General features: G+C 64.1%; 11 protein-coding genes. 5 read left to right on the top strand and 6 right to left on the bottom strand.

Translation table 11 applies throughout. The features are described 5' to 3' along the window. Positions 1–2,518 (top strand): preprotein translocase subunit SecA (gene secA, locus ACTS2Z_RS09550; RefSeq protein WP_442572984.1); only part of this gene is annotated, 2,518 nt, incomplete at its 5' end. Between the two features lie 10 nt (positions 2,519–2,528). Here secA and ACTS2Z_RS09545 read toward each other — a convergent pair. The 4 genes from ACTS2Z_RS09545 to ACTS2Z_RS09530 form a co-directional block, all read right to left on the bottom strand. Further along, complete coding sequence (locus tag ACTS2Z_RS09545) at positions 2,529–3,830, bottom strand: pentapeptide repeat-containing protein (RefSeq protein WP_442572983.1); 1,302 nt, start codon at positions 3,828–3,830, stop codon at positions 2,529–2,531. Between the two features lie 101 nt (positions 3,831–3,931). Next, entirely contained in the window at positions 3,932–5,074 is a 1,143-nt protein-coding gene (locus tag ACTS2Z_RS09540; RefSeq protein ID WP_442572982.1) for a substrate-binding domain-containing protein, read from the bottom strand. A gap of 114 nt (positions 5,075–5,188) precedes the next feature. Continuing rightward, positions 5,189–7,204 carry a phosphonate ABC transporter, permease protein PhnE gene (phnE, locus tag ACTS2Z_RS09535; protein ID WP_442572981.1) on the bottom strand — a complete coding sequence of 672 codons (2,016 nt, stop codon included), beginning with the start codon at positions 7,202–7,204 and terminating at the stop codon, positions 5,189–5,191. Next, on the bottom strand, positions 7,201–8,001 hold the full coding sequence (locus ACTS2Z_RS09530; RefSeq protein ID WP_442572980.1) for a phosphonate ABC transporter ATP-binding protein: 801 nt from the start codon (positions 7,999–8,001) through the stop codon (positions 7,201–7,203). The genes phnE and ACTS2Z_RS09530 overlap by 4 nt, the downstream gene beginning before the upstream one ends. A gap of 216 nt (positions 8,002–8,217) precedes the next feature. Between ACTS2Z_RS09530 and ACTS2Z_RS09525 the strand changes: the two genes are divergently transcribed. Both ACTS2Z_RS09525 and ACTS2Z_RS09520 read left to right on the top strand, forming a co-directional pair. Continuing rightward, positions 8,218–9,468 carry a type III PLP-dependent enzyme gene (locus tag ACTS2Z_RS09525; RefSeq protein ID WP_442572979.1) on the top strand — a complete coding sequence of 417 codons (1,251 nt, stop codon included), beginning with the start codon at positions 8,218–8,220 and terminating at the stop codon, positions 9,466–9,468. Positions 9,469–9,488: 20 nt separating this feature from the next. Further along, positions 9,489–10,535: a 1,9-bis(guanidino)-5-aza-nonane synthase gene (locus ACTS2Z_RS09520; protein ID WP_442572978.1), complete on the top strand. Its 1,047-nt coding sequence runs from the start codon at positions 9,489–9,491 to the stop codon at positions 10,533–10,535. A 238-nt stretch (positions 10,536–10,773) separates the two neighbouring features. On the opposite strand, the gene ACTS2Z_RS09515 is transcribed toward ACTS2Z_RS09520, so the two are convergent. Then, on the bottom strand, positions 10,774–12,147 hold the full coding sequence (locus tag ACTS2Z_RS09515; protein WP_442572977.1) for a glutamate--cysteine ligase: 1,374 nt from the start codon (positions 12,145–12,147) through the stop codon (positions 10,774–10,776). A 141-nt stretch (positions 12,148–12,288) separates the two neighbouring features. Between ACTS2Z_RS09515 and ACTS2Z_RS09510 the strand changes: the two genes are divergently transcribed. Further along, complete coding sequence (locus tag ACTS2Z_RS09510; RefSeq protein WP_442572976.1) at positions 12,289–14,823, top strand: tetratricopeptide repeat protein; 2,535 nt, start codon at positions 12,289–12,291, stop codon at positions 14,821–14,823. On the opposite strand, the gene ACTS2Z_RS09505 is transcribed toward ACTS2Z_RS09510, so the two are convergent. Beyond that, positions 14,820–15,599 carry a 16S rRNA (uracil(1498)-N(3))-methyltransferase gene (locus ACTS2Z_RS09505; protein ID WP_442572975.1) on the bottom strand — a complete coding sequence of 260 codons (780 nt, stop codon included), beginning with the start codon at positions 15,597–15,599 and terminating at the stop codon, positions 14,820–14,822. The genes ACTS2Z_RS09510 and ACTS2Z_RS09505 overlap by 4 nt on opposite strands. An 82-nt stretch (positions 15,600–15,681) precedes the next feature. On the opposite strand from ACTS2Z_RS09505, the gene ubiA reads away from it, so the two are divergent. Then, the gene (gene ubiA, locus ACTS2Z_RS09500) at positions 15,682–16,635 is read left to right on the top strand and encodes a 4-hydroxybenzoate octaprenyltransferase (protein WP_442572974.1); all 954 of its coding nucleotides are present in this window, start codon (positions 15,682–15,684) and stop codon (positions 16,633–16,635) included. The last annotated feature ends 163 nt before the right edge of the window (positions 16,636–16,798 follow it).

Below are 16,798 nucleotides of genomic sequence, written 5' to 3'. Positions count from 1 at the left end.
GCAGCTGCTTGGCGGCATGGTGCTGCACGAGGGCGGCATTGCCGAGATGAAGACCGGTGAAGGCAAGACGCTGGTCTCCACCCTCGCCGCCTATCTGAACGCCCTGCCGGGCAAGGGCGTGCATGTCGTGACGGTCAACGACTATCTCGCCCAGCGCGACTCCGAATGGATGGGCCGGGTGTTTGAACGCCTCGGCATGACTACCGGCGTGATCCTCAACCAGATGCTCGATGAGGAGCGCCGCCGCGCCTATGCGTGCGACATCACCTACGGCACCAATAACGAGCTGGGCTTCGACTATCTGCGCGACAACATGAAGTACTCGCTGCGCGAAATGGTTCAGCGCGGCCATGCCTACGCCATTGTCGACGAGGTGGACTCCATCCTGATCGACGAGGCGCGCACGCCGCTGATCATTTCCGGGCGCACGGACGACCGCTCCGACTTCTACAAGACCATCGACAAGCTGATCCCGCACCTGATCGACGAGGACTTCACGCTCGACGAGAAGAACCGCTCCGTGACCTTCACCGAGGAAGGCAACGAGCATATCGAGCAATTGCTGCGCGATAACGGCTTGCTCGAAGAGGGCGATCTCTACGATATCGAGAATATCGCGACGGTTCACCACGTGAACCAGGCGCTGAAAGCCCACAAGCTGTTCCAGAAGGACAAGGACTACATCGTCCGCGAAGACAAGGTGATGCTCATTGACGAGTTCACCGGCCGGATGATGACGGGCCGCCGCCTCTCCGACGGCCTGCACCAGGCTATCGAGGCGAAGGAAAACGTCGAGATCCAGCCCGAAAACCAGACGCTCGCCTCGATCACCTTCCAGAACTATTTCCGCCTGTACAAGAAGCTCTCCGGCATGACCGGTACTGCCTCGACCGAAGCGGAAGAGTTTGCAGGCATCTACAGCCTCGGCGTGTCGGAAATCCCGACCAACCGTCCCGTGCAGCGCATTGACGAGGATGACGAGCTCTATCGCACGGCGAAAGAGAAGTACGACGCCATTATCGCCAGCATCAAGGAAGCCCACGCCCGCAAGCAGCCCATTCTTGTCGGCACGGTCTCCATCGAGAAATCCGAGGTCCTCTCCGAGCTTCTCAAGAAGGCCGGCGTGCCCCATCAGGTGCTCAACGCCCGCTATCACGAGCAGGAAGCGGCCATCATCGCGCAGGCCGGTGTGCCGGGCGCCGTGACGATCGCCACCAACATGGCCGGACGCGGCACCGACATCCAGCTCGGCGGCAATGTCGACTTCCTCGTCAATGGCTGGCTGGCTGGCGAGAAGCAGGCCGGGCGTGAGCCGGACGAGGCCGCCATTGCCGCGAAACGCAAGGATATTGAAGCCGAGGTCAACGAACGCAAGAAAATCGCGCTGGAAGCCGGCGGTCTTTACGTGATTGGCACCGAGCGCCACGAATCCCGGCGGATCGACAACCAGCTGCGTGGCCGCACCGGCCGTCAGGGCGATCCGGGCCGGTCGAAATTCTTCATCTCGGTGGAAGACGACCTGCTGCGCATCTTCGCGCCGGAGCGCCTCGACACCATCATGCGCACCATGGGCATGAAGGAAGGCGAGCACATCCAGCACCCCTGGATGTCCAAGGCGGTCGAGACCTCCCAGAAGAAGGTCGAGCAGCGCAATTTCGACATCCGCAAGAACATCCTGAAATACGATGACGTGATGAATGATCAGCGCAAGGCGATCTTCGAGCAGCGCATCGAGTTCATGGAAGCCGAAAACGTCTCCGACGTGGTCAAGGACATGCGCCACCAGTGCGCCGAAGACCTGGTCGAGCGCCACATCCCGCCGCGCGCCTATGCCGACCAGTGGGACACCGCAGGCCTGCAGGAAGAGATCGAGAAGCACTTCAACCTGCAACTCCCCATCGTGGAGTGGGCCAAAGAGGACGGCATCGCCAACGAGGAAATCCTTGAACGCGTGCTGAAAGCCGCCGACGAAGCCTACGCCGAGAAGGTGGCCAATACCGGCCCGGAACTGATGCGCCGCATCGAGAAGCAGATGCTGCTGCAGACCATCGACCAGAACTGGCGCGAGCACCTGCACCAGCTTGATGCCCTGCGCTCTGTCATTGGTCTTCGCGGCTACGCCCAGCGTGATCCGCTGAACGAATACAAGAGCGAAGCCTTCGCCCTGTTCGAGCACCTTCTGGACAATCTGCGCTTTGAAACGACGCGCATCCTGTCCTCGATCCGTCTTGAACCGGCAGCGCCGCCGCCTTCAATGCCGCGTCCGCCTCAGAACATGCAGGCCGGCCGCGCCGACCCGGCAACGGGACAGCCCATGGCACCGCAACCGGCTGCGCAAGGGGCACAGGGCGCCGTGGCCGGTGCAACCGTCGCCAGCCGAGCTGCGGCGACGCGCCTCGACCCGAACGATCCGTCCACCTGGGGCCGCGTGCAGCGCAATGCGCTCTGCCCGTGCGGGTCAGGCAAGAAATACAAGCATTGTCACGGTGCCATTGCCGGAGCGTCGCAGGAAGACTGATCCAGGGCCGTCAGGCCGCCGAGAGGTCCACAGCGCCGGCTAGGTCATCCGCCTGCTCGCGGAAGGTCCGCGGCAGGCGCGCGCCGGTAAAGCATGAGCCGGTGAACCGTCCACGGCGGACGTCACAATCCAGCAGGCTGGCATAGGAGAAGTCAGCGCCGGTTGCGCTGACATCGCGAAGGTCTGCGCCGTCGAGGTCGGCATAGCGCAGGACGGCAGCAGCAAGGCTCGCCGCGAGCTTGCGGTCATTGGGCAGCAACAGTGCGCCGATCTTGGCACCGCGCAGATCGGCATTGTTCAGGCGCGCACCGGTCAGGTCAGCGCCGCGAAGGTCAGCACCCCGCAAGGATGCCATCCGCAGGTCGGCACGCTCCAGACGTGCGCCCTGAAGCTGCGCCCCGCCCAGATCGAGCCCGTAAAGCGTCGCGCCGCGTGCCTGCAAGGCCGTCAGATTGCGCCCGGAAAGCGTCTTCAGGCCGCGCATGTCGGCCCCGTCGAAGGTCGAGGGCGCGCCTTCCGCCCCGCCGGTTTCGCACCAGCGGGCATGGGCCTCGAGCGCCTTTGCCGTCTCGTCGGCATCGGCACTGATGGCCGGGCCGACAGGTTCATCCGTGAGCGCGCCATCGGTACGCATGCCGCGCGTACGGGCGCTGTCGAGCTTGGTGCCTATCAGCACGGTATGGGAGAGGTCCGCCTCGGTCAGGTCGGCGCCGGACAGGTCCGCCCCTTCCAGATTGGCGCCCGGAAAGCGCGATCCGCGCAAGTTGGCGCGCTGCATGCGCGCGCCGATCAGCACGGCATCGGAAAAGTCCGCGCGCTGTGCAATGGCGCCTGTCATCTTGGAATTGGAAAGGTTCGCGCCGGAAAAGTTCGCCTCGACCGCCTCGTTGGGCCGCTGTTCATGCGTGATGATGGCAAGGCCCTTCTCGCGGTCTACCTGCGCAATGGCTCCTTCGCGAAGATCGGCTTCGCTCAGGTCCGCGCCCGTCAGATTGGCCCCTCGCAGAATTGCGCCGCGCATGTCGGCCCGGCGCAAGGTGGCACCAGACAGATTGGCCCGGCGCAGATCAGCCGCGAAAAGATTGGCGCTCGTGAAGTTTGTCCCGGCGAGATTGGCACCGGCGAGCACCGCGCCGGAGAAGTCGGCATCGGTCAGATTGCGGCCCGAAAGGTTCAGGCCCTCAATCACCTTGTAGGCGAAACTGGCGCGCGCGCCATTCATCCGCCCCTGCAGCAGGTTCGAATGGCGCTGACAGATATTGTCGACCTCGTCCTGCGAGAGCCGGTGATAGGTAACAGGGCGTCCGATCATTACGCGCGTTCAGCCTTTGCCGCCTTTGCGGGGGCAAGCCCCGCTACGCGCGACAGGGTAATACGGCCGGGCTTAACGCCGCGTTGATGACGCCTGAAGCCCTAGTGAGCCTCGACACCTTCCATCGGCGTCAGGCTGCGCGCCTGCTCGCGAACCGCATCACGCTCGCCTTCCGGCAGGGCGACCAGACCCCGGTCAGCCAGATAGCCGAACGGTCCGAACGCGTCCTCGCTGGTAAGCTCCTCAACCCATTCGGCAATGCCCGGAACAGCGGCGACGTGCTGGTTCTTCACATAGACGAACATGGAGCGGGCAATCGGATAGACGCCTTCGGAGATATCATCATATTCCGGCGCTACGCCCTCGACGGCCGCGGCCGTCAGACGGTCGGCATTCTGCTCCAGATAGGAGTAGCCGAACACGCCAAATGCCGTGCCGGAATTGGCGATGGTCTGGACGATCACGTTGTCGTTCTCGCCGCTATCGATCCACGGCCCGTCCTCACGCATGCGGCTGGCCACTTCCTCGAAACGGTCCTCGTCGCTGTCAGCCAGCGCATTGAGGCACTCGATCTGGCGGGCACCGGGATGGATGCCCAGCTCGATCCAGGAATCGCGTGTGCCCGAGGTTGGCGGCGGGCCGAGAACCTCGATCCGGTCGGCGGGAAGATCGTTGGAGATATCCGACCACAGGCGGTGCGGGTTCGGGATGAACGCATCACACGAATACGCCGCGACATTGTTGAAATCCTTGCCCGGCAGCATCTCGCCGGAAGCCGAGAAGACCGGCTCGCCAGCAGCATCCACCGGCATCGGGATGGAGGCAGCCAGCGCGAGGAACAGCTCACGGCGCTCGAAATCAACGTCCGGCGAACCGCTTGCGCGGGCAACGACGATGCCGTCAAAGCCGATCGGCACTTCGGTGATCGCTGTTACGCCATTGCGGCGGCAAAGCTCGAATTCGGTCGGCAGCATACGGCGCGAGGCGCCTGTAATGTCGGGATGACGCAGGCCCACACCGGCGCAGAACAGGTTCATGCCCCCGCCCGTGCCGGTGGCTTCGACGACCGGCGTACGGAAGCCGGAAGTGGAGCCGAAATTCTCCGCCGTTGCCGTCGTGAACGGGAACACGGTCGACGATCCGACAATGCGGATCGAATCGCGCGATTGCGCCTCGGCGTGGCTGACGCCCAGCGAGACCGCAAGCACCGCGGCAGAGACGCAAGACAGGACAGAGAGCTTCATCTGTTGACCCTTCGGGGCTGCAAGAACACGGGCGTGCTCTTCGCACGCCAAGGTGTCAGTCTTGTGACATCATCGCCCTGCTTCTGTCACAACTGCGTCATGGCTGCGCCGCGCCTAGACGAGGCGCTTGCGCAGCATTTGCGAGATCAGGTCGACCGCCGTCACCGCCGCAATGATGATGAGCAGGATGGTCGCCGTCTTGCCATACTCGAACGAGCGGATGTTCTGGATCAGGAGCTGGCCGATACCGCCCGCTCCGATCAGGCCCAGAATGGTCGCCGCGCGGGTATTGGATTCAAACCGGTAGAGCGCGTAGGACGCCCACAGCGGAATGACCTGCGGGATCACGCCCCACACCACCTCGTTGAGCGGGCCTGCGCCAGTGGCGCGCACCCCTTCAACCGGGCCATCATCAATTGCCTCGACTGCTTCCGAAAAGAGCTTGGCCAGCACGCCGGTCGTGTGCAGCGCGAGCGCCATCACACCGGCAAACGGACCAAGGCCCACCGCTGCCACGAAGATCGCCGCAACCACCAGCTCGTTGATCGCCCGGAAGGCATCCATCAGGCGGCGCACCGGCTGCACGATCCAGACCGGCGCAATATTGCGCGACGCCAGCAAGCCGAACGGTATGGCCGCAATCACCGCCACCACCGTGCCCCACAGGGCGATCTGGACGGTGACGAGGGTCTGGCGGGCATAGGTTTCCCAGCCATCGAGATCGAGCTGGAAGAAGCCAGCGATATATTCGCCCATGCGCGGCGCATTGGTGCCCAGAAGCGGCAGCTTGAACATCTCTGCCGGCCAGAAACTCCAGATCAGCAAGCCGAACAGGCCGGACCAGATCGCCGCATCGATCAGCCGGTCCGACATAAGGCGCGACGGGCCAAAGCGCGGCGGACGCGAGCGGAACATCAACAGTGCAAACAGGCCAAGCCCGGCGGCCAGTGCGATGAAGCCACGCGTCATCTCGCTGGCCGTCACGCGCTGCACGCGCCGCTCCACCTGGATGCGCGGCTGGGCCGCCAGGAAGTCGGATACCAGCGCGTTGATGTCGGCTGTTGCGGCATCAGCCTCCGTGCCCATGCGGGCGCGCGCCGCGATCAGTTCCTCAGACAGCTCGCGCACCGCAACGCGGCGTTCCTCAGCGGCCAGTTCGCGCATGGCGGTCTGGACCTGCTCGAGGCGGATCTCGCGTTCGGCTTCCTCCAGCGCATCGCTCGCCTGCGCTTCAGCAAGGTCGCGCATCAGTTCGAGGCGCCGGATCGGCAGGAGATGCTCGTCAGTTGCCGGCAGGAAGCCGCCCAGGAACAGGTCGTCGAGCACGGCCTGCTCATAGGCGCGCTGCTCCGCATCGCCGCGGAAGCCGTAGGTAAGGAAGAAGGAAAGGACTTCGGCCTTCACCTCTTCTGGCAGGTCACGGCGCCAGACGATCGGGTCGGTCTGGATCAGCGGCGACGTCCACAATATGCGCAAATCTTCCAGCGCTTCAGGCCGGGTCTGGGCCAGGCGGTCCAGATTGGTGGTGTTGTTGGTGCCGGCATCGACGAACCCGTTCACCACCGCCAAAGCGGTCTGTTCATGGTTCGCGTTCGTTACCTGCGAGAAGCACGATTGCGGATCGATACCGCGCGGCGCGAAAATATAGGCTAGCGGGACAAGCGTGCCGGAGGTGGAATTGGGATCACCCAGCGCGAAGGAGAGCGAGCCGTCACACGTCAGGAGATCGTCCAGCGTGCGGATCGGGCTTTCATCACGCACCAGGATGACGGAGCGATAGCCCTCCTGCCCGCCCGGATAGAGCGTCTTGGCAAAAACCTCGGCATCGGCAAGGCGGATTGCCTGCAGGCCGGAAAGGTTCGAGAACCAGCCCACATCAACCTGGCCGAAGCGCATCGCCTCGATCACACCGGCATAGTCGATGGCCGAGACCAGCTCGACCTCGAGGCCGGTGGTTTCCTCCATCGCATCCACGAAGGGCTGCCAGAGGGCTTCCACCGCCTCGGTCTGCTCGGTGGAGATGACGGAAAAGACGATACGGTCGCGCTCGCCTTCGCTCTCTTGCGAGAGCGCGGCGCTGCTGGCGCAGACAAGGGCAAGACCGGCGAGAAGTCGGACCAGAAAACTCATGCGCGCACAGGCTCCTCGTCCATCACGTCGCGATATTCGTCACCGTAGATTTCGATCAGGCGCTCGCGCGTCAGCCCGGAAATGGGACCATCAAAAATGATTCGCCCCGCCTTCAGCGCGACCGCGCGGCGGCAGTATTTCAACGCATAGTCGACCTGGTGCAGTGTCACGACGACGGTCAGTCCATCCTGCTCGTTCAGCTCGGCCAGGAGTCGCATGACGCGCCGGGCCGAAACCGGGTCCAGCGAGGCAATCGGTTCGTCAGCAAAAATGGCTTCGGCCCGCTGGACGAGCGCGCGCGCAATCGCGCCGCGCTGCTGCTGTCCACCGGAGAGATTCGCGGCGCGTTTTCCCGCATGTCCGGCAACACCGACGCGCTCCAGCGCTTCCATGGCGCGCTTGCGTACATCATCGGGAAAGGAGCCGGTAATCCCGCGCCAGGGCGCGATCTGCCCCAGAGAGCCCAGCATCGCATTGGCGTAGAGCGTGGCACGGGTGACCAGATTGAATTGCTGGAATATGAACCCGACCTTGGCACGGGCACGTCGGACGCGGCCCGACAGCTTGCCGTTTTCCTGCACCTTTTCGCCGAATAGCTGGATCGCTCCCGACCCGCTATCGGCCAGCACCAGGCCGGACGCCAGACGCAGCAGGGTCGATTTGCCCGAACCCGAAGCGCCGATCAGCGCCACCATTTCACCGGGCGCCACCTCAAGGCTCGCCTCACTCAGGGCCGTTGCGGCACCATACGTCTTTGTAACCCGGTCCACCGACAGGGCCATTTCAGTCGACGACATGTTTTCACCCCTCCACCCGGCACTTTTTGTCCGTTGGCGCGTTCGTGTTATGCCACACGCACCATTGTGTGCCACCCTTTCCGGCACCGGTTGCCGCATCGCATTGCCTGACTGTGGAATTTGTCTTTACAGCGACGCAGCGAGGCCCTAAATGCGCAGTCCCGGCGGAGGTGACGATGCCGGATTGGGTTAACTGCTAACAGGGGGTCTCGTGAGTTGTCCGAGCACCATACGCCCCTGGACCTGGTCCGCCTTCGGCCCGTCGATGGCCCGGTCGCGTGCGCGCGGCCTGACCGTCTGGCCGTAGCGTCCCGCTGGTTCCAGGAAAATTTTCCGGGTGAAGTTCTCTACGCCGTAAAGGCGAACCCTTCGCCGTGGGTGATTGATACGCTCTATGCGGCGGGTCAGCGCTGGTTTGACGTCGCCTCCCTGCCGGAGGTCGAGCTGATCGCCAGCCGTTGCCCGGGCGCCACCATGGCGTTCATGCACCCGGTGAAGAGCCGCCGCGCCATCGCATCGGCCTATCACGATCATGGCGTGCGCATCTTCGTCCTCGATTGCGAAGCCGAGCTGCAGAAAATCCTGCAGGAAACCGGTCATGCCCGCGACCTGACGCTGGTGGTGCGCCTCGCCGTCTCCAATGACGGTGCGACCCTGCCGCTCGCCGGCAAGTTCGGCGCAAGCGAGGCCGAGGCGCCAGACCTCATCCGCACCGCCCGCGCCCATGCGCACGAGCTGGGCGTGAGCTTCCATGTCGGCAGCCAGTGCATGGCGCCCAGCGCCTATCGCGCGGCCATGATGGAAGCCTCGCGCCTGATCGCGCGCGCCGGCGTGACAGTGGACATTGTCGATGTGGGTGGCGGCTTCCCGTCCATCTATCCCGGCCTTACTCCGCCGCCGCTGGAAGACTATGTGCGGGCCATCGAGAGCGCGTTCGAGGACATGATGGTCCTGGAAAACGCCGATCTGTGGTGCGAGCCGGGCCGCGCGCTCGTGGCAGAGGCCGTTTCGGTGCTCACCCGTGTGGAGCTGGTCAAGGGCGATGCCGTCTACATGAATGACGGCTCCTATGGCTGCCTGTTCGACATCGTGCATGCGCGCTGGAACTATCCGATGCGCATTCACCGTGCCAATGGCGAGCTGAGCCCGCAGACCGCGCCGTTCAAGCTCTACGGGCCGACCTGCGATTCCATCGATTCCATGCCCGGACCCTACGAGCTCCCCGCCGACCTGAAAGAAGGCGATGTGATCGAGTTCGGCATGCTCGGCGCCTATGGCACGGCGATGGCCACCCGGTTCAATGGCTTCGGGGATGTGGAGACTGTCATGGTTTCCGACTATCCTTGGCATTCGCTGTACGACCAGCCCGTGCTGGCCTCGCCCGCGCGCGAGCCGCAAGGCGAAGGTTCGGTCGTCCCCTTCACCCGGCTGCGACGCCGCCGCCAACGCCTGATCAAGAGACGCTAGAGCGTCAACAAGAGAAGAAAATGACAGATAATTCAAACCGTAAGGCCGAGCTGCTGGCCAGCCCGGTCGAGCATATCGATATTGCCAGCTTCGATGGCCGCGTGATCATCGACGCCTGGGAGAAGATGAGCTTCTCCAGCCGCGATGCTGCGCGCGCTGCACGCATCCTGCAGGCCGCTGTTGCCGATCCGGACTGCTCGGTCATCCTCACCCTCGCCGGCTCGACCAGCGCGGGCGGCTGCATGCATGTCTGGCGCGACATGGTGCGCAACAACATGGTCGACGCCATCGTTGCGACGGGTGCTTCCATCGTCGACATGGATTTCTTCGAGGCCCTCGGCTTCAAGCACTATCAGGCGAAGGAAATCCCGGACGACCGCATCCTGCGCGATCTCTATATCGACCGCATCTACGACACCTATATCGACGAGGAAGAACTGCAGACTACCGATCACACGATCGGAGACATTGCAGACAGCCTTGATGCCAAGCCGATCTCCAGCCGTGCCTTCATCAAGGCGATGGGCAAATGGCTGGCCGATGGCAATGCCAAGAAGGAAGGCTCCCTTATCGAGGAATGCTACCGTCACGGCGTGCCGATCTTCGTACCGGCCTTTGCCGACTGCTCGGCAGGCTTCGGCCTCGTGAAGCATCAGGTCGAGCGGATGAAGGCGGGCAAGCCCTACCTCTCCATCGACGCGGTGGCCGATTTCCGCGAACTGACCGACATCAAGATCAAGGCGGGCAAGACGGGCCTGTTCATGGTCGGCGGCGGTGTGCCGAAGAACTTCGCGCAAGACACGGTCGTGTGCGCCGAAATCCTCGGCCACGAAGTGCCGATGCACGAATACGCCGTGCAGATCACGGTTGCCGACGTGCGCGACGGCGCCTGCTCGTCCTCCACGCTGAAAGAGGCCTGCTCCTGGGGCAAGGTCGATGTCACGCTGGAGCAGATGGTGTTTGCCGAAGCCACCACCGTGGCCCCGGTCATCGTCTCGGACGTGTTCCACCGCGGCGCGTGGAAGAACCGTCCGCGCCGGCGCTTTGCCGATATGTTCAACGACTAGGCTTCAGGCCTGTCGGGAACGCAAAAACCCCGGGCGGAAACGTCCGGGGTTTTTTGTGGTCTTTAGTTCCGCAACGCATCCGCGTTGCGATGTTCCGCGAAAAGTCGCGGACGCGCGGTCGCGCTTGCGGCGCTGCGCGCCGGGGAGCCAGCCCGGCCCCGACACGGGCCGCAAGGCCGAACGGCCGCCCGAGCTAATGCGAGGAGCGACGCACGGATGCGCGGAGCATCAGAAAAAACTAATACGCCGCTTGCTTGAAGATCGGCTCCACCGAGCCGTTCCACGGCCCGTTATAGAGCTCCAGCAGGCGTTCGGCTGGCGTGATGCCACTGGCTGCAATCTCGTCGAGATCATCAAGGAAGACCGCCTCGTGCTCACCGTGATGGTTGAGCCTTGCGCGCGCCTTCAGTCCGGACCGGGCAATCGCCAGCACCTCCTTGGCCAGGTCCTGCATCGTGCCCTTGCGGAAGGGCGCTTTCAGGCCGGAGTGCGCTGCGCCAAGACGCAAGGCCACGCGCTCTTCGGGTGTCCAGTCCCTCACAAGGTCGAGCGCGGCGCTGAGCGCCGTGTCGTCATAGAGCAAGCCCACCCAGAGTGCGGGCAGTGCACACAGATTGTTCCACGGGCCGCCATCGGCACCGCGCTGTTCAAGGAAGGTTTTCAGGCGCACTTCGGGAAAGAGCGTGGAGAGATGGTCTTCCCAGTCGCCCATCACCGGCAACTCGCCCGGCAGGGCAGGCAGCTTGCCGTTCAGGAAGTCGCGGAAAGACTGGCCAGAGGCATCGATGAAGCGCCCCTCGCGCTTGACGAAATACATCGGCGCATCAAGCGCCCAGTCGACATAGTGCTCGTAGGAGAAGCCCTCATCGAACACGAACTGGAGAATGCCGGTGCGGTCCGGGTCGACATCGGTCCAGACATGGGCGCGGTATGAGACGAAGCCGTTGGGCCGGCCATCGGCGAAGGGGGAGTTGGCAAAGAGCGCGGTGGCGATGGGTTGCAGGGCCATGGAGGCGCGGAATTTCGCGCGCATGTCGGCCTCGGAGGCAAAATCGAGATTGGTCTGCACCGTACAGGAGCGGAACATCATCTGGTGACCCAGCCCGCCGACCTTGGGCATGTAGGCCTTCATGATGTTGTAGCGGTCCTTGGGCATCATCGGCGTCTCTTCCAGAGACCATTTGGGCGAGAAGCCCAGCCCCAGGAAGCCGGCGCCGATCTCGTCGGCCACCTCGCGCACCTCGCGCAAATGCCCGTTCACTTCGGCGCAGGTCTGATGAAGGTTTTCCAGCGGCGCGCCGGAAAGCTCGAACTGGCCGCCCGGCTCCAGCGTCACCGACGCGCCCTTGCGTTTGAGCGCAACCGGCTTGCCGTCCTCCTCGATGACGTCCCAGCCAAAGCGGACAAGGCCTTCGAGCATCTTGCGCACGCTCGGCCCGTCGCCCTCATAGGGCAGAGGCCGGTGACCTTCGAGGCTGAAACCGAACTTCTCGTGCTCGGTGCCGATGCGCCAGCTTTCGCGCGGCTTCTCGCCAGAGGCGAGGTGATCGATCAGCTGCTGCTTGTTCTCGATGGGCGGGCCTTCGCCACCGGGTGTGTATGTACCACTCATGAGATCCGGGCCCTCCCGCCGTCAGACGCACCCGTCACTTATGCGGGCCGATGCGAACCGGCAAGTGCGCGGCCTGTCTATATTTGTCAGATGGCGGGCGATGCCCATGCGCTAGACTGGGCCAAACGCAGGGAGACCGGCATGCAGGACTGGCAGATCGGCTTGAGCGCGCTGGTGATCAGCGCAGGGGCGGCGCAGGCACAGGAGGCCGCAACCGACCCCTATGCCGAGCTGCGCGCGCCGGCCATGGCCGCGTATGAGGCAGGAGAAACGGCGCAGGCCTACACCCTCTTTGAGGAGGTGTTCACCGCCATCCCGCAAACCGATCCGGCCGAACGCGCCGCGACCGCCTTCTCGCTGGCGATTCTCGCCCATCAGTCAGAAGAACGCGCCCGCGCCATCGACTGGCTGCAACAGGGTATTGCCCTCCATGAAGCCGCAGGGACGCCGCCGGCCGACTATGCGCAATACATCGCCTATGCCGGCACGATCAGTTCGGAGGACGGCGACAACCCGGCCGCCATCGGCTGGTTCAGGCAGGCGCTGGACGTCATCCCGGATGCGGACGAGGCACGCGAGCTGCGCGCCAATACGTCCAACCAGCTGGCGAACGCCCACAACGCGGCTGGCGAGTACTATGAAGCCAGCGAACGCCGGCGCAACGCCCTGTCTGGCTACACGCAAATCTATGGCCCAGATCACGAATTTGTCGGCATCGTCCTGGAGGGCCTTGCATCCGATGTCGAAGGCGACGGGCATGAGGCACAGGCTATCGATGCGCGCCGTGAGGCGCTCCGCATCGCGATTGCCAACCGGGAACCGGGCGACCTGACCATCGTTACCCTCGCCCGGACACTCGCCGACCAGATGGTAGCCACCGGCAATCCGGACTGGCTGTCCGATCTGGCTGACCGGATCGAAGCGCAGACGGCGGAAGACCGCCACCGCGCGCGCATTCTGTCCGAGCTGGCAGTACGAGCCTCAGCGGGTGGATTACAGGAGATTTCAGCCGATCTGCACACGCGCGCCTATCAGGCAGCACTGGCCGACAGCGAGACCCCGCCGGAGTTTCTGGCCACCTATCTCCTCAATCACGGCGTCGGCGTTGAGAATGTGGAGGGCCGGGCGGCTGCCCTGCCCATCTATCAGGAACACTATGCGATGGTGCTGGCTCAGGAAGGACCTGCAGGCGAACGCGCCCTCGCCTCTGGCGAACGCATCTGGACGGCGCTCTTCCGCCTTGCGCGGTTCGCCGACGCCGAAGCCAATGCCCGTGCCCGTGTGGAGGCCTTGAGCGGGCGTGAGGATGAATTGCAGCTCCAGACTGGGCGCGCATACACCAATCTTGCGCTGGCCATCCATGAGCAGTACCGCCCGCACGAGGCGGCCCCGGCGTTCGAGCAGGCCCAAGCCATCCTGGAGGGGCTCGAAGGGGGCGAGGATCTGCTGGCGAGCCTGTATGACGGCTATGCCATTCACCTCGTCTTCGACAGCCAGCGCGAGGATGCCCTGCGCATCGCACAGCAGAACCTCGCCTTGCGCGGCGAACAATATGGCGAGGACAGTGCCAGTTACGGGCGGGGGCTCCATACGCTCGCAACAGTCCAGCGCCAGCTGGGTCAGGCGAGCGAGGCACGCGCCTCGCTTGAACAGGCTCTGGCGCTTTATGAAGCGATAGGCGGAAGCGCAAATGACGCGCAAGTCGATGTGCTGATCTTGCTGTCGCAGATCATTTTTGATCAGGGATCACTCGGGGAGGTCGAAGACATTCTGGCCCGCGTCGATGGAATGATCGCGCCATCACGAACGGACCAGCGGCGCGACTGGCATGACGAGATGGGGCGTTTGCGTCGTCACCAGGGCAGGCTGACCGAGGCTTTGTCGCACTATCGTGAGGTGCTGGCCCTCCGGGTCGCGCAGGACGGCCCCGAAGCGCGTGCGAATGTCTATCCGCTCCTGCAGATCGGCGTCATCTTGCGCCTGCAGGGCAATCTGGAAGAAGCCGAGGCGATGATACGCCGGGCTCTTGCTATCCATCAGTCCTACGGAGTGACTTCCGGCAGCGATCTGGGCGTGGCCTGGAGTGAACTGGCCACAGTGCTGCAAGAGCAGGGACGCCGCACCGAGGCTCTGGAGGCGTCGCGTCAGGCTAACATGCTCATCGCTGAGGCCTGGCCGCGCGGGACCACGCGCAGGGCTCTTCAGGACTATAACTACGCCATACTGATCATGAATGGCGGCCAGTATGGTGCGGCCGAGGCGCCCATGCGTCAGGCGATCGGCGATTACCGCCAGCTGGAGGATCATTCGGCCGTTTTCCTCGGCGCGATGATGAATGCCCTCGGCTTCCTGCTGGAACAGATCGGACGCTACGAGGAGGCCGCTGACGCCTATCAAGAGGGTCTGGCCTTGCGCGAACCGCGCCTCTCCAGCGACCACCCCGCCCTTGCCAGCGGGCGGGCCTTCATGGGCGCGCTGCTGGTCGATCATATGTCACAGCCGGAAGAAGGGCTTGCCTATTTCCGTCAGGCATCAGCCGGCCTGATAGAGGGTATCCTCCTGCGGGCGGGTACCGAGGCCGATGAAGGCGCGGACGGGGTGGAGTTCGCACAGAAGGACGCCTTCTTCAGCGCCCATCTCGAAGCCCTGTGGGATGTCGCCCATTCCGAACGCTAGGCGTCAGCGGACTGCCAGTCCCCGAGAACGCCCTGCCAGAGCGTGAGCGCCGCAACGGCGGCCGTATCGGCCCGCAAGATTCTCGGGCCCAGGGTCACTGGATGCACGAAGGGAAGGCTGCGCAAGTGCGCCCGCTCGGTTTCGTCAAATCCGCCTTCCGGCCCGATCAGGATGGTCCATCCGCCAGATGGGGCCGTCTGTTCCTCGAGCAAGTCCAGCATCGGCCGCGCACGGCCAGACGCTCCACCCCAGGCCCCTTCACCATCACCTGCCTCGTCGCAGAAGATCAGATGCTCATCCTCCGGCCAGTCCGCGAGCAGGCGCTCAAGTGTGACAGGCTCTCCAATCACCGGCAGGCATAGCCGCTCGGTTTGCTCGGCGGCTTCGGTGGCAAGCGCCAGCAATCGGTCGGTGCGCACGCGTTCAGACTGGGTGCGCCGGGTGATCACGGGCTGGATAACAGCAACGCCCAGCTCGGTCGCCTTTTCGACGATGAAATCGGTGCGGGCCTTCTTCACCGGTGCAAAGCAGAGGCGCAGGCGTGGCACACCTGTCTGCTCACGCAAGCGCGTTTCGACAACGAGGCTTGCACCCTTGCGGCTGGCCGCCCCGATGACCGCCTGCCATTCCCCGTCCCTGCCATTGAACAGGCGCACTGGCGCACCGGCCTCCTTGCGCATGACATTGACAAGGTAGTGGGCCTGCTCGCGCGGCAATTCGAGGCGGGCACCGGCGTGCAGTGCGGCATCGACAAAGAGGCGGGGTATCTGCGTCATCTGCACCGTCTAGCGCGGCTGTCTGTATCGGCCAAGCCTGCAGGGCTAGGCGGCCCGCATCGCGCGCGATAACAAGGCACTCATGAGTGCCAATGGCCCGCCAGAGCTGAACCCCGACCGCCGTGTTGCCGATTCCATACCGCGCACCTTCGTGGATCGCGCGCCCGCAGCCTTGCGCCCCTATATGCGCCTTGCCCGCTATGACCGGCCCATCGGCATCTGGCTTCTGGCGATACCCTGCTTCCAGGGGCTGGCGCTGGCCGCGATTGAAACCGGAATCAGCTGGATGCTGGCAGGCTACGCCATCCTCTTTGCCATCGGCGCGATAGCCATGCGCGGCGCAGGGTGCACCTGGAACGACATCGCAGACCGGGATCTGGACGCGAAAGTCGCCCGCACCGCCGACCGGCCGCTGGCCGCCGGAACCATCACGGTCAGAAAGGCGCTTAGCTTTCTTGCTGCCCAGTGCGCCGTCGGGGCGGCGGTTCTGCTCTTCCTGCCACTCAACGCCATCGCCATAGCGCTGGCATCGCTGGCACTGGTGGCCGCCTATCCATTCATGAAACGCATCACCTGGTGGCCGCAGGTCTGGCTCGGCCTCACCTTCAACTGGGGCATCCTCGTCGGCTATGCCGCCCTCGGCGGGACGGACTGGATAGCAGCCGGCCTCCTTTATGCCTCAGCGGCATTGTGGACGCTCGGCTATGACACGATCTATGCCTGTCAGGACATGGAGGATGATGCACTGGTGGGCGTGAAGTCCACCGCACGTGCATTCGGCCCGGCCATCGGCCCGGCGGTCGGCGCCATCTATGCATCGTCTCTGGTGCTTGCCGCATTCGCAGCCATCAAGGCCGGTGCCGGGCTTGTTTTCGCGCCGGTGTTCGCTGCCTATGCGGTGCACCTCGTCTGGCAGGCGTCGCGCTTTCGCGCCGATGATGGCCCGGCCTGCCTCGCCTATTTCAAGTCCAACCGCGAAGCCGGCCTCATCCTTCTGGCGGCGCTATTGCTGTCGGCCCTGCTGCCCATGGCCTGAATGAAATGTAACTGGCAGGCCTTCCGGCGCGAACTAGCTCTCAGGAGAAGCCACCGGAAGGAAACACTGCCATGCTGACACGCCGTCTCGCCCTGTTTTCGGGCATCTCGCTGGCCGCGTGCGGACCGACCGAGACTGGCACCGCATCCGTGGAGACAAACAC

It is taken from the genome of Glycocaulis sp., from assembly GCF_052168375.1.
In the GTDB taxonomy this organism is placed as follows: domain Bacteria; phylum Pseudomonadota; class Alphaproteobacteria; order Caulobacterales; family Maricaulaceae; genus Glycocaulis.
The sequence above is the reverse complement of the archived record's forward strand: the minus strand, read 5'-3'. Positions and strand labels throughout refer to the sequence as shown.